Origin of the sequence: Fructobacillus broussonetiae, from assembly GCF_018437275.1 — a bacterium.
Classification (GTDB): Bacteria; Bacillota; Bacilli; order Lactobacillales; family Lactobacillaceae; genus Fructobacillus; species Fructobacillus broussonetiae.
On sequence record NZ_JAAMFK010000006.1, the window covers coordinates 48,140 to 61,508 of the forward strand.

Consider the following 13,369-nt stretch of genomic DNA (forward strand, 5'->3'; position numbering starts at 1 on the left):
TTAATCCAAAACCCCGATAACGTCAGTTTCGTGGAGAGCCGTGAAAGATTCCCCGTCGATTTCGATTTCCTGTCCGGCAAAGTGGTCGAACACGACCTGGTCGCCAACCTTCACAGTCATCGCTAACTTGGCCCCATCTGGCAAAGTCCGGCCCGGCCCGGCCGCCACAACCTTGCCTTGGGCCGTCTTCTTTTCGGAAGGGGCAGCGAGCACGATACCGCCGACCGTCTGTTCACCTTGTTCAGGCACCGATACAATGATTCGATCTTCTAAGGGTTTCAACATGGTTTTACCTCCAAAGTTAACTAGCAGAGCGCAATGTTCTCTGCCAATAATTGTCTTTAGTATAGCAGAGGTAAAACCGTTGTCAAAGGCTAGAAGACAGTAAAAAAGCCCCATCGAACGAGGTTCGACGGAGCGATTTCTAAGTGAGCAAAAGCAGATGATAATCTGAGCTCTAACTTATCTTGTTACTTTAAATTGAGGCCCTTGTCCATTGGGTACTTTGACAAACGTGGGTCGGCTAAAATCATCTTGAACAACTTGGCGTTGTGCTTCGTCCAGTTCGTGTCCATGTCGCGGGCTGCGTAGTAGTCGGCCATCGTTTGGTCGTATTCGTTAACGGCAGCTTCGACCTTCTTTTCGTCATACTTGTCAGCCATCACAGAACCTGACAAAGGCAACTTTGGCTTTACGCCAGGTTCTTGATCAGGGTATCCGACGGAGAAGCCCATGATTGGCTTGACATACTTTGGCAAGTCCAATTCCTGTTCGTACAATTCGAAGGCGCCCATGACACCGGCCATGGTAACCGTACCAAGACCGAGTGACTCGGCAGCGACCTGGGCACGTCCCAAGGTGATGGAAGCGGAAACGATGCCACCTTCCAAGAATTGGTAGTGTTGGATGCGGTCTTCGATAACGGCCTTTGCTTCGTCGTCTTGGCCGATCAAGTCGCGGTTCCAGTCAACGCAGACCACGTAAAAACGTGGCGCAGAGGCGATGTAGCCCATGTGAACCGTGTCGGTAATCTTTTGCTTCAAGGTCTGGTCAGTAATCTCGATGAAGGTTACTGGTTGGTAGTTTTGCATGTTAGGACCTGCAAAAGCAGCGGAAAAGATTTCGTTCATCACGTCATCAGAAACCGGCTTATCTTGGAAAGCACGGATGGATGCGTGACTGTGTAACTGCTTCAAAACGTCGTTTTGTTCAACCATAAATGACAACCTCCTAAAATCGTTGTATACTATTATATCGTTGGCGTTAAGTCAATGTTACTGCAAAAAAAATTTATTATCTAGGAGCATTCATGAATTTCTTCCATATACATATCGGATTACGAACAGCCAAGACGGGTTTTGCCGTCATGGTGATCATGATTGCCTACCAATTTGTTGACCGTCCGGCCTTCGTGCCGGCGTTGGCCGCGGTGTTCGCATTGCGCGACACCTGGGACAACACGATGACATTCGGTAAGATTCGACTCGTATCAAACGCGGTCGGAGGTGCCCTTGCGGTCGTCTACTACTTGATTCGCGAATACACCCACAACGCGACCTGGTTGGAAATCTTCGTGATTCCCCTCCTGGTGATTCTTGGAATCGTCATCCACGACAAGATCAACTATAACGTAGGAATCGTTGGTGGAATGGCGGCCTTCTTGATGATTGCCCTCACGATTCCGCTCGACGCAACCATCACCTACGTGATCTTGCGAGTGCTGGACGTGTTCATCGGAGTCGTTGTGGCCTTAATCATTAACTGCTTCTTCATGCCAAAGGAACTCGAAAAGATAGAAGAGGGCATGATAAAGGTCGAAAAGAAAACCGTCGACGTGGTCCACCACATCGAGGGTAAGGACAAAGATAAAGATAAGCACCAGCACGAATAATCAATTGATATAAAAGTCAAACCCGAACCAAAAAAGCACCCATCACAGGGGTGCTTTTTGTATGGATTTAATAGTCGGCCAGTTTAGGCAACCCAGGTTCAACTAGATGAACGTTAATATCTCCTATTAACATCCCTAGTTGCGTTAAATGAAATCCCGGGGACAAATTTTTATCCCACCAATTTCTTATTTCTTCTAATTTAGGATAATCTTCCATTTTCTTATTTAAGAACTCGACCGAATCTGTTTCAGAAGAGTACAAATCAGAAATACGGAGTAATGCCTTTTTTTCAGTTTCTGTTAACGCATTGTCCTCTTTTATTTTTGAATTCGATAATCGTAAATGCAAATACCCTGGATGATTTTTATTAACTACTAAGAAGTAATGGCTCAGTTCATTTCTATCTAAGATTTTTAATGCTTCCGTATGTGTTTCTGACCCGATTAAAATTCCATAACGTAAAATTTCAGAATATTGATTATGAAATATCTCCTCAAATTTAGATGCAGACGTCACAGAATTTACCCGAATAGTCTTTAATAAATCAAGATGATCTAGCCAAGAATTAGTTTCCGGCAATTCTTGATCGCACACCTTTGTAAAAAGGTTATCCATTATTGATAAAGCTGAATCAATATCCGCTGAGTTGGCTGAAAGGCCAAAAATACAACTAACCAGAGTAAGAACTATGAGTCCTTCATCAGATAAATCTTTTATAGTTTTTATAGCATATTCAATATTCGTCGTCTTTAACTTATCGCCGTTGTTCTTAACTCTATGTTCTAACAACTCGGACAAAAGTTTATAATCACTTTCCTTGTCTGTACCCACAACCTGCTGTCCTACAAGTTTTAATGTAGCTTGATTTTCCGGAAGCTCAAACTGTTTCAAGAAATCTACATTTTCAAACCGAGGTGCCATTATTTGAAATAATTTTTCCGCCCTCTTTTCTGCAGCTTTTTCTGCTTCACCAACTACGTAAGGAATCTTGTCTTCAAGAAGACTTTTAACATCTTGCAGTGATAGCCCTGTATTAATGACTTGCTTTTCAACCTGTACATTAGTCGAGTAATCTCCTCCGCGCTGATTTTGTTTATTTCCGTTCATTCACTTCTCCAATTTGAATGTTAAAAGCTCCATTGCTTTTTTGTTTTTGTTTAATCGTTTTTTTATTTATTTTAGCTGTCTTACCTTTCTTAGAAAATTGGTTCACTATAAAATTAAAAATTTCACTAATAATATTCATTAAAAAGAACTCCCAAATACTCTCGATTATTATATTAAAATAAAAATTTAATCCCTTTATAGTATAAACCAAATAATTTAATTTTCTAAACAAAGACATAATATGTAAAACTTCAAACTCTTAAGAAAAAAATAATTAAAGTCTACACCACAAGAAAAGCACCCCATCACAGGGGTGCTTTTTTATATTTGCTTAACTTCTATTCAAACAAGAATTGATGAAATCATTCCCAATAATCAAATGGTGGATTATCAGGGTCAACATAAGTGAACTCCAACGTCATCGGATCCCCATTGTTATATTTAGTGAACGTCATGGCATTAATTCCAAGTTCATCAAGTTTCTCTTCTGTTAACAGCTCCCAGTCATCTAACTGAAAAACATTTTTCAAAACCCATTCTCCAAAAAGGTATTGAGAATCTACACTTTGTATAGCTTTACCATCACTTTGCGTTAAAATCATATCCAACTCTTCACCAGAAGGAATAAATTTAATGGGAAAACTCCTGTCTTCAGGTTTGGCAACAAGTTTCGTATCTAAAAGCTCACCCGCACCCTTTTTAAAGAAATCAGGATTTTCATGATTAAATTTCTTCGAGTTTGGAACAGGAATATAAACCTCGTAAGGACTCACTCCTCTCCATAAAGCTTTACGAATCATTTCATAGAGATTTTCATCAATCTTTGATTGGTTCGTCAGATCATCACGAATTGATTCTCGCTTCTCTTTTTCTACTTCCTTACCAAAATAAGTAAACAGCACATACTTCAGATTCTTTTCGAATTCAGAGTTCTCACCAAAAACCTCTCTAACTTTAGAAATCAATTTCAGGTAAGCAGTCTCGCCTTCTTTAGGCGTACTTTTAGATTTTGAGAACCATTCATTAAATCCTGAGCGCTTTTCAGTTTTAATTTTAAAAGTAAAACTATTTTCAATGATGTTATTTTTTGGATGCGTTTCAAGCGTCGAATTCTGCGACTCTTGGAGAAAAGTTTTTACATCATTTTCAGAATCATGTAGGTTTGCGAAAAAATCGAAAGCATCAGAAACATATGAAAGAGGCCATTCTGCTACACTAATTGATTCATTATTCTTTGCCTTTTCATCGCTCTTAAATGACATTAACAGTTGACTATCCGCACTGTTATATTGATAAAAATGTTGGCCATCATTAAACCTAAAATTCTGTAAATGATTTTTATCTGTAGGCCCCTCGATTTTTATCTTGTTCTCGTCAATCGGAAGGTAAGAAGTCTCTCCAACTGCTATATAAGGTTTATCGTTTTCACCTGGGTTCTTAATAGCCTTGGACGGCATCAGCACATGGTACACTGCTTCCACATCGCTCTTGTATTTAAAACCCCGCAACTGGCTTTTAGATGACTCAATTCTTTTATTTCGTAGCTCAGCAATTCTGATAGCGAGGGTTTTATAGTCGTCTTTGTCTTCCTTACTTTTACCGTCCTTCCCGCGCTGTTTAATGTTATTAATATATTCTCCCCAATTTTCCAACTGGCTCGACTGTTTAAATTGCGCGATCTTTTGATAACCGCTTGTTACTCCAAATGATTTGATACCAACTAAATATTTTTTGTCTGGACCATTATTAATTGATGCATCAAAAGAAGAATTGCCAATATCCTCGATGGTTGCGTTAAACGCACGTTTGAAGGCAGTTTCTTGAAATTTTGAAACAATAATTGGAGCAATAATAGTATCTGAACTATCATTTTCTTTTTGGGCAAATGCCTCGCTCAATGAAGCAAAGTTTGTCATTAATTTTTTGTAAGTTGCTTTCTGTGTTGAATCAAGTTCTTTCCACATAATTTGCCTCGATAATGTTTTCACGTTTATTGTGTTTCAACGTTATTATACATTATTGGCCTATTCATATAAAAAAGCCACTCTTTCGAGTGACTTTTTTAACCTGCAACAGAATAAAATTCGTAGTTTCCACCACGCTTAATGGCGTTAAAGACATCTTGATCTTCAAAGAGTGGTAAGTCGTCTGCAACACTGCGATTTTTAATTTCAGAATCTGCAAGTTCCTTGCTTTCATACCACTTTACTGGATATGATTCCCCGGCCATACGGCCAAGCATCTTTGTATAAATGATAGAGAATTTATTATCTACTTCTGGCAACGATAAATCAGAGTTACCGTGTTCTAACGCTCCAGTAATTTTCTGAGCAATTCTTGAAATAACAGGAACAACAACTGAATTCCCAGCTTGCTTATACAGAGCGCTCAACGAAGAATCCGTCGGTAATTCATAATCCTGAGGATATCCTTGCGCATTAAATGCTTCTCGTGGAGTCAACTTACGGATTTCTCCATTGTTTGTAAGAATAAGCGGAACGTTATGTCCTCCCATTCCCATGTTAGCGGTCAAAGTTGGCACAACGCCAGACTTATTTTCTCGAACATACTGTCGACGCCACTGATAAACAGTATCAGAACTAGTCATTTCCTCAACTAGCTTAGGATAAAAAGTTTGCTTGTTTTCCCGGTAGAAGAAACGTTCATCAAGCTTGTCACCAAACTTTGTTGTTTCATCAAGTGTTGCATCAAAGTCGATGATATCAGTTAACTTTGTTGTTAGGTCAATCTTGTCTGGGAATTCAAAGTTATTGAAGGCTTCAACATCCTTAAATCCTACCACATAGATACGTTCACGGTTTTGAGGAATGTTTCCATATTCCTTAGCATTCAAAACCTTCCACTTTATGTAATATCCTGAGTGAACTAAAAACTCGCGGATAACTTTAAAAGTATTTCCATGGTCGTGCGTAACCAAGTTTTTTACGTTCTCTAAGAACACAACCTTTGGTTGAATCGATGTAATAATGCGTTGCGTCTCAAAGAAGAGATCTCCTCTTTTATCCTGAAACCCCTTTCGGAATCCTGCAACACTAAACGGCTGGCAAGGGAAACCAGCGAGCAAAACGTTCGCATCAGTCGTTTGCTCACGAATATCTTCCGGTGTCACTTCTTTAATATCTCGACGATCTAAATAAGTTCCACGTTTTTCAAAATTCAATTCAAACGTGTGCTGAGCGTTCTTATCAAACTCGTTTGCATACTTTGTTTGATACTCACCTGCATCTTCAAACCCTAAGTCAATTCCACCGACACCGGCGAAAAAACTAATGATGTCATTTTTCATGCCAAATCCTCCTTTTCTGTTTTTATACGAATTAAATACTATTTTACTATAAGTAGTATGAAATAGCTGCCACAATATATCTATTTTTATTTTTCTCATTGTTAGAAAAATTATCACAATTAAGTTAGCAGGATCTCTAGTAGGAATCAAAATAAAAAAGCACTCATATGAGCGCTTTTAGATATTAATAGTTTCTTTTGCTGTAAGCTTCCATTAATTTTTGTTGAAGTGCTTCATCAACTGCATAAATATAAAGCCCATTAACACCACGACTCAACAACACATTAAGCTCATTATTTAAATTCTTTATAGGGGCTTGTTCTTTTTCTTCTTCTGGAGCATCTGCCTTATTTGGCTTCTGCTTCCCCTTTTTTGAAAAAGAAGCATCCGGATCAAAAATCACTTTACCATCTCGATACTTTACACTTTTCCCCAAAATAACACCTGCGTAATGCAAGTCAAAACCTTGAATGGTAAAAGTGGAACCCACTTCCTTTATCGATTCGGGATTTTCAGCCCAAGAAACAGCACTACTTTGTTTTGTGTAATGATAATTCCATGGTTGTTTAAAATCACCTGCTTGAACCATGTCACGATTTTCATTTAGATTCCACTCCCAATCATACGAAGCGAGCATACGCGACAATCGGCTATTAGATTTCTTCGCCTTCCTCTGAATCTCCTCATACATACTTTGCGGATCATCAAAAATTCGCAAATCGTAGGTTTCGTCAGATGGAATAGGATTCACTTGGTGTCCATAGACAAAATCATTCAACCAATCAAGGGTTTGCGGTTCTGCAGCAATCCGCATCTGGTTTTTCAATATCAACAAATTTCCATCTTGCTCTACATGTGCACGCATGTCCTGGAACTTCTTAATTGGAAAATATTGTTCTGAAGTCAGCGCTTGTTTCATGTCATATACAAGAACTGTAACCTTGGCCATCTTTTGAATTGCTTCCAAATGAGTTTTTCCGTAACTTTTTGGAAAGGCCTGCCCATTTCGGGTAGCTAATAGGTGTCCCTCGTCAACAATAACAGCATCAAAAACCTCGCCTTTTTCAATGTATTTTTTAAAGAAGGAATTAGGTTTTTCAATGACAGCATCTTTTATGTTCAACTTCTTAGCGATGCTTTTATAGACTTTTAATTGTTCGTTGTGATTAACGAGTAATGCAATTTTTTTGGAGTTCATGCCTGAATTCGAATCAGCTAATGCTAACAAGTCGAAAAAGAACGAGCTTAACAAAACCGTTTTACCAGTTCCTGCAGCACCTTCGACCATGATTAGCTGATGAGGAATTTCCCTTCTCATCACATCAAACATCTTATCCAGCAAAATCTCTTTATTTGCTAATTGTTCATCCGTCAATTGATGGAAAGGAGAAGACTTAAATAAGGCGGATTTTTCAACATCTTCTCGACTAGGAAATAATTTAGCGTTTTCTGTATGCAGTTCGTCCCAAACAGCTTCAAAAATTTCATCTGCCTCTTCGCTTGTATAATACACACCTTGGGGATTCCCTCGTCTATTATTTAAGCGAAAGACACTATCCACCGCAGAAAGATAAAGTCGCATTCTGTTTTCAATATCCAGCGTTAGTGACTTATTGAAATGATGATGCCCAATAATAGTTAACTTAGCAGTTTTAGAAGATCCTAACCGTTCCCAATCCTCTCTTCTCTCTTGAAGATGTTGAGCAGTACGATTACGAATATTATTCGTCTCTCCAACGTAAACGTCAAAGCCATGTTTCTTTTCATCATTAACAATATATACAGTGGGGTATTTTAAAATAACGTCTGATTCCCCGTTTGGCAGTTCTAAATTTTCGATTCCATCTTTTCGATAATTGGTTTCTAGAACGATTGGATTCTTTAATGTCATGGCGCCCCCAAAGGAATACTAATTATCTAAAATTGTATTATAAAATGATCTGATCTGCACAAACTTTTGAATTAAAGGACGATACGATAGCATTTCTTATTAATGGTTAGATGAATAAACATGGAGGGAACAATATGACTGTAAAAACCAAAGAAGAACGACTTAGCTATTACTATGAATTATTAGATATGACCTATGCTGATGCTGTGAAGGCACTGCTTGTTGATCACGGTGAAGTGGCTGAAGATTTCTTTATTAAAGATAGGTACAACAAGTGGGAAGCAGGCGATGTTGAAACACCTGAAGTGAACTCTGCAAACTCACGCACTGATGAAGGTTTGGAAATTCACCACATTGCTGAAGACAAGTACGAAGACATGGGTAACCCAGTTGCCATTCAAGAGCAAGTCATTCCTTACTCCTTCAAGAAGCCAAGACCCTTTGCTACGTCGATAAGTGGGAACACACGATTTTGCATGCGTTGATTGCGATTGAAACGAAGGGACAACACGGATTGCCAGGTTTCAACGCTTACCTCAAGCCAACCATTAAAGAATGGTACATCGATGAGAAAGCTCCTGCCACTGATGCACCACAATGGATCAAGAACTGCTATAAAACATCGTACTTGAACAAGGAAGATGCAACGACATTGTTGACGAAGATTGTGAATAAGAAGGATGAGGCGTTGAAAGATAGTCGATTTTGAGTTTTAATCATAAAATTAAATTTATTGAAAAAACGGCAATTAGCTTAAGCTAATTGCCGTTTTTATATTATCTATTTTATATACTATAGAATCAAGTTAATAGCTCGCTCACGAATCTGCAATACAATCTGTCATTGCTTTTATCAAATTTTGGGCCAGATTACTATCAACATATGCATACTCGTAACATTTATAATTCCAACCATTTTTATCCATTGGATTTTTCCCCTGCACGTACCAACGTTTAATCTTAGAAGTTATTGTTTTCATAAATTGTAAGTTTGGTTCAGTATCTATTTTTTCTTTCTGAATAAGCACTTTTAAGATTGCCTTTTCCCACTCATCTACATAAATTAAATTATTACTTTCATGCACAGAGAATGGAAGCTTTTGTTTCAATATCTCCGCCTTCTTACCAATATTTACAAATTGATTTTCTAAAACATGATAAATCATTAGCCCTTCGTTTAACCGACTTATTTTTTTATTTTTGTGCAAACTACTAATGCTTCCCTCGATAAATTTTTCATAGGTTTTTTTGCTATATAAATGATCCGGAACCCTTCCATGAAGTTCGCGCAGTTTTAATACGGCTGCATCATAATTCATCTCTAATAGTTCCATATAATTTCTTGACCGCTCTTCAGGGGCACCGTTATTACTAATTATGTTATCCAGAACAATAGTATAACTATCATGTAACTCGGATTGTATGTTGCTTATTTTGGGAAGTTGATTAAGGTTCTCAAGATGCTTTTGATAATTACTAAATATATTCTCCCCCTCAAATTTTACTTTAAAACTTGTAGCCATTTTTGAAAACTGCGCTGACTTCTTAAATAACTCACGTTGAGACACTGTCAACTTAGCTAACGAACTAGTAATCTGTGAAGTGCCATTTATTGTATTGCTAAAATCTTTAAGTAAAGATCGCAAGCCTTTCATTTGGTCATCAACAATCCGAGCAAAAGCCGTACTGTCATACTTAAATTGATTAGTTATAATTTGACTGTGTATTTTAATCAGTTTTAAATTAGCTTTAGTTATGACATCCCGACTAAAAGTATAATCATTAATATCCATAGCTTTATGATGAGCTATCTTTGTACGAATATCATCAATTCTATGAATATCAATACTATCCATTAGCTGATAACGATCTTCTACAGCATTCAGTTCCCAAGTGCTGTATAGTTTTGGCAGTTCATCCAACTTTAAAATCCAATCACTCATATCTGAAACTGTTGAATGCGGAAGTTGTGAGTACTCATCATTTTCAGGAACATAGTACCATCTTTTGTAAAATAATAATTTCTGCAGGTTCCCTAGTGAAAGGTTTTCAATGTACTTATTAATTTTTCCCTGTTGCTTCTTTCCAATAGCATTCTTTAATTGATTATTTTCTTCAATGCCTAATAAAAGAAAAACTAATTTTCTAAGATTTGTTTCGTATTTGTATAAGATTTCTCTGCATTTCTTTTCATAGAAATAACTTATAGGATCTTCTAGCCGTACTACAGTAAATTTTCTTTTCAATAAGTCTTGAATTGTTATATCAAACTGTTTTTGTTGTCGAGCATTCTCATCATTAATCTCTGGTGCATTAATACGAATTACTCTACATTTTCCATTCCACAGAACACTCACAGAATATTCACATGATTGTGAATCATTTTTTAACTTTAGTTTGTCATCTTCATATATAAATGGACTTTTTCTTGATTTCAGTAAATCAAAAACATCTTTTTTTAAAAATGTACTTTTACCCGATACCAATAAATATTCTAAGCGCATGGTTCCTATTTATTATTCCTTTTTTCAAATATATGTTCCAGTATATCAATTACAAACTTAAAAATCGCAATAGTACGCTATATATATTGCCCGGGAGATGGATAAGTTTGGTTTGCCACACATTCTCGCGGGTCCGGGGTGTGGGTGTTGGATGCGCATGGTGGATGGTAGTTGGTGAGTGGGATTCAGTTGGCATCACGTTTGGAAAAAGCAGGCGGGCCGGGAGGTCTGGCTGCTTTTGTTTTTATAGATTCTAAAGAGTGCTATACTTGACCATGACAGATAAACCAGCCAATTGTGCTGAACACGTTCAACATGAATGACCGATTTTAATCAGCTACCACAGATTGAAGGAGGATAACATGTTTACCAAAAACAGCAAGATTGCAGCCGTTATTGCTGCTCTTGTGGTCGTTGGTGGTGGGAGCTCCTATGCTGCCCTTTCGCTCCACGGAAACGGTGGTGCCAAGCCACAGAAATCCGTGAAGGCCGCGACCAACAAACCGAAAAGTAACGGCCTGGATTTGGAAGCCATCAAATCCGGTGACTTCTCTTGCGTTGCCGGTACCTGGAAGAACCCGGGCGGTGACACCTACGTCTTCGACGATCACGGCCTAAAGGAAGCCATCTTCGACGGTCGTAAAATCACCGACGCCGAAATTCTTTTGAAGGGCGAAGGCACCGTTGGCGCTGCTTCCATTAAAGAAGGCATGCTTCAAGCAAGCCTCGGCAACAAAAATCACTCCGCCAACAAGGCAGAGACCGTTGCGCCCTTCTACTTCATCCCCAAGGGCGTGAACCTACCGGGCACGTCCAATCCAAACGTTGACCGTCTATACTGTGGACAAGCCCTTGGCGACGACAACGTTTTCACCAAGACGATTGAGTCCAAGCAAACCAAGGAGATGGAGAACCTACCTCTGAAGACCAAGCAGGCACTCGCCCTTCTCGGCCTACCTGAGCACTTCCAGTCGGACTACGGTGAAACCACACCCGACATGCTCTTGAAGGGGCAGGCCAAGCCCGTCCGCAAGGTGAACGGCCAAGACCAGACCTACGACGTCAAGTTCCGCGGCATGCGCCTCTTCCCTGAACGCGAGAAGTACGTCTTGGAGCTCCAAAACCTACCCGACGACGTTTACAACCAAACCTCTCAGCGCGGTGTGATCTACTTGGACGGTGACACCATCGTTTACAAGAACGAAACCGTGCTCGGCCAGGGCAAAGGTAAGGACGAATCCGTCCAAGATCAAACCACTGGTAAGAAGAGCCTGTACGATTTGTACAAGCAGTACAAAGGTACAAAGCGCTTGAAAGAAATGGAAAAGCTCATCATAGAGGACTAACATTCTGTACAAAAAGGCCACCCTGTGATGGGTGGCCTTTTATGGCGTTTTGAAGAAAGGCGCCGTAGGCTGCCTTTCGTTTTTCCAGTAAAATCAGCACAACAAAGGAGAACATCATGCATTCCAAAACCATCCGCTATCTCATCATCGCCGTCGTCGCCTGCCTCGCCGTTTTCGCCGGCTACCACTACATCCACACCGCAAGCAGCCACGACCAAGTCAAGAAAACGCAACCCGCCAAAAAGTCCACCCCCCAACGCAAAGGCATGGACCTCAACGCCATCAAGTCCGGTGATTTCAGCTCCGTTTCCGGCACCTGGAAGAATCCCGCCGGTGACACCTACGTCTTCACCAAGTCCGGCCTAAAAGCCGCCACCTTCAACGGCGAAACCCGCTCCGACTCCGAAGTCTACCTAACCGGCGTAAACAACATCCCCGCCGCCACCATCGACCACGGCATGTTGAAGACCTTCATCGGTCCCAAGAACCACGACAACATCGATTTTTCTTCCGCCATGTCGACCTACTTCATTCCTAAGACTGCCAAGCTCGACGGCACTTCGAATCCAAGCATTGACCGCATCTACACCGGTCAACAACAAGACGACAAGAACGTATTCACGAAGGTGGATTAAGCGTTTGCTTGATGTTGCTGGCGTGAGAGCAGCTGTTTGACGCTGTGATTTAAATTGAATTGAGATAAAAAGCACCTCCCATTCGGAGGTGCTTTTTTAGGCTCTTTTTCTGTGTACTGTAATTTCTTCGATCATGTCACCAACATTGGTGCAGTTGTATTCATAGGATGACGTACGAACTTTCTGCGTATTCTTTAGTGCCAATTCATGTTTCTGTGCGAGTTGAGCCATCAGAATAGCGTCCGCTTTACTGTATGATCCTTTAATATACTCGGACAATTTCTGTTTCACCATATCGTTATCATACTGAGTTTTAAAGATTTCCTGATAGTGAGCGAGTAGCCAAATTTCAAAAGAGACATTTGAGAAAACCACCTTAAAGCTTTCCTTTTGCGCACTTGCTAGCAGCATTTCGTACTGATCACGCTTCATTCCGTCATGGTCGAATAGTACGTAGACCGCTTCTTGTTGAACTTGAGCTAAACGTTGGCTGTTCAAAAGTCTTTTCGCTTTCTGTACCCAGTCTTTTCCCCTTCCTAAACTCTGCAAACTATGCACATCAACGTTGTGCCAACGCAGCTTTTTCTTCAAGACTTTCAAATAATTGGGTTCCGTCTCGCTTCCCTCCACAAAAATCAGAATCTTTTCCGTAACCCTATTCTTTTTCTTACCTAATCGAGCCATGTAT

General features: G+C 39.8%; 12 protein-coding genes and 1 pseudogene. 4 read left to right on the plus strand and 9 right to left on the minus strand.

Annotated features, from left to right (window positions below; all coding sequences use genetic code 11):
- Complete coding sequence (locus tag G6R29_RS05090) at positions 1-285, minus strand: co-chaperone GroES (protein WP_213809279.1); 285 nt, start codon at positions 283-285, stop codon at positions 1-3.
- Between the two features lie 185 nt (positions 286-470).
- Positions 471-1,217, minus strand: a complete 747-nt coding sequence (locus G6R29_RS05095) for a nitroreductase family protein (protein ID WP_213809280.1) — start codon at positions 1,215-1,217, stop codon at positions 471-473.
- A gap of 92 nt (positions 1,218-1,309) precedes the next feature.
- Here G6R29_RS05095 and G6R29_RS05100 point away from each other — a divergent pair, with 92 nt between their 5' ends.
- On the plus strand, positions 1,310-1,891 hold the full coding sequence (locus tag G6R29_RS05100) for an FUSC family protein (protein WP_213809281.1): 582 nt from the start codon (positions 1,310-1,312) through the stop codon (positions 1,889-1,891).
- 67 nt (positions 1,892-1,958) lie between these two features.
- On the opposite strand, the gene G6R29_RS05105 is transcribed toward G6R29_RS05100, so the two are convergent.
- The 5 genes from G6R29_RS05105 to G6R29_RS05125 all read right to left on the minus strand — a co-directional run bounded on the left by G6R29_RS05105 (position 1,959) and on the right by G6R29_RS05125 (position 8,197).
- Positions 1,959-2,999, minus strand: coding sequence for an LPO_1073/Vpar_1526 family protein (locus G6R29_RS05105; RefSeq protein WP_213809282.1), 1,041 nt, complete (start codon positions 2,997-2,999; stop codon positions 1,959-1,961).
- Entirely contained in the window at positions 2,986-3,138 is a 153-nt protein-coding gene (locus G6R29_RS05110; protein WP_213809283.1) for a hypothetical protein, read from the minus strand. The genes G6R29_RS05105 and G6R29_RS05110 overlap by 14 nt, the downstream gene beginning before the upstream one ends.
- A gap of 223 nt (positions 3,139-3,361) precedes the next feature.
- Complete coding sequence (locus tag G6R29_RS05115) at positions 3,362-4,963, minus strand: hypothetical protein (RefSeq protein ID WP_213809284.1); 1,602 nt, start codon at positions 4,961-4,963, stop codon at positions 3,362-3,364.
- A gap of 98 nt (positions 4,964-5,061) precedes the next feature.
- Positions 5,062-6,306 (minus strand): DNA cytosine methyltransferase, encoded by a 1,245-nt coding sequence (locus tag G6R29_RS05120; RefSeq protein ID WP_213809285.1) that lies wholly within the window; start codon positions 6,304-6,306, stop codon positions 5,062-5,064.
- 184 nt (positions 6,307-6,490) lie between these two features.
- Entirely contained in the window at positions 6,491-8,197 is a 1,707-nt protein-coding gene (locus G6R29_RS05125; RefSeq protein WP_213809286.1) for a DUF2075 domain-containing protein, read from the minus strand.
- Between the two features lie 188 nt (positions 8,198-8,385).
- Here G6R29_RS05125 and G6R29_RS06645 point away from each other — a divergent pair.
- Positions 8,386-8,906, plus strand: a pseudogene (locus G6R29_RS06645) (SAV1803-related protein).
- A 108-nt stretch (positions 8,907-9,014) separates the two neighbouring features.
- On the opposite strand, the gene G6R29_RS05140 reads toward G6R29_RS06645, so the two are convergent.
- Positions 9,015-10,700, minus strand: a complete 1,686-nt coding sequence (locus G6R29_RS05140) for an SAV1803-related protein (protein ID WP_213809289.1) — start codon at positions 10,698-10,700, stop codon at positions 9,015-9,017.
- 362 nt (positions 10,701-11,062) lie between these two features.
- Here G6R29_RS05140 and G6R29_RS05145 point away from each other — a divergent pair, with 362 nt between their 5' ends.
- Positions 11,063-12,046, plus strand: a complete 984-nt coding sequence (locus tag G6R29_RS05145; RefSeq protein WP_213809290.1) for a DUF6287 domain-containing protein — start codon at positions 11,063-11,065, stop codon at positions 12,044-12,046.
- 116 nt (positions 12,047-12,162) lie between these two features.
- A complete protein-coding gene (locus G6R29_RS05150; protein ID WP_213809291.1) occupies positions 12,163-12,681 on the plus strand; it encodes a DUF6287 domain-containing protein in 519 nt (172 codons plus the stop codon).
- 96 nt (positions 12,682-12,777) lie between these two features.
- Here the strand turns inward: G6R29_RS05150 and G6R29_RS05155 are convergent, their stop codons facing one another.
- Entirely contained in the window at positions 12,778-13,365 is a 588-nt protein-coding gene (locus tag G6R29_RS05155) for an RloB family protein (RefSeq protein ID WP_213809292.1), read from the minus strand.
- Positions 13,366-13,369 lie beyond the last annotated feature (4 nt).

What these genes read in the sequence shown, in the direction of transcription:
- G6R29_RS05115 (WP_213809284.1), bottom strand. Translation starts at nt 4,963, where the DNA reads ATGTGGAAAGAACTTGATTCAACACAGAAAGCAACTTACAAAAAATTA.
- G6R29_RS05105 (WP_213809282.1), bottom strand. Translation starts at nt 2,999, where the DNA reads ATGAACGGAAATAAACAAAATCAGCGCGGAGGAGATTACTCGACTAAT.
- G6R29_RS05155 (WP_213809292.1), bottom strand. Translation starts at nt 13,365, where the DNA reads ATGGCTCGATTAGGTAAGAAAAAGAATAGGGTTACGGAAAAGATTCTG.
- G6R29_RS05140 (WP_213809289.1), bottom strand. Translation starts at nt 10,700, where the DNA reads ATGCGCTTAGAATATTTATTGGTATCGGGTAAAAGTACATTTTTAAAA.
- G6R29_RS05145 (WP_213809290.1), top strand. Translation starts at nt 11,063, where the DNA reads ATGTTTACCAAAAACAGCAAGATTGCAGCCGTTATTGCTGCTCTTGTG.
- G6R29_RS05095 (WP_213809280.1), bottom strand. Translation starts at nt 1,217, where the DNA reads ATGGTTGAACAAAACGACGTTTTGAAGCAGTTACACAGTCACGCATCC.
- G6R29_RS05150 (WP_213809291.1), top strand. Translation starts at nt 12,163, where the DNA reads ATGCATTCCAAAACCATCCGCTATCTCATCATCGCCGTCGTCGCCTGC.
- G6R29_RS05110 (WP_213809283.1), bottom strand. Translation starts at nt 3,138, where the DNA reads ATGAATATTATTAGTGAAATTTTTAATTTTATAGTGAACCAATTTTCT.
- G6R29_RS05100 (WP_213809281.1), top strand. Translation starts at nt 1,310, where the DNA reads ATGAATTTCTTCCATATACATATCGGATTACGAACAGCCAAGACGGGT.
- G6R29_RS05120 (WP_213809285.1), bottom strand. Translation starts at nt 6,306, where the DNA reads ATGAAAAATGACATCATTAGTTTTTTCGCCGGTGTCGGTGGAATTGAC.
- G6R29_RS05125 (WP_213809286.1), bottom strand. Translation starts at nt 8,197, where the DNA reads ATGACATTAAAGAATCCAATCGTTCTAGAAACCAATTATCGAAAAGAT.
- G6R29_RS05090 (WP_213809279.1), bottom strand. Translation starts at nt 285, where the DNA reads ATGTTGAAACCCTTAGAAGATCGAATCATTGTATCGGTGCCTGAACAA.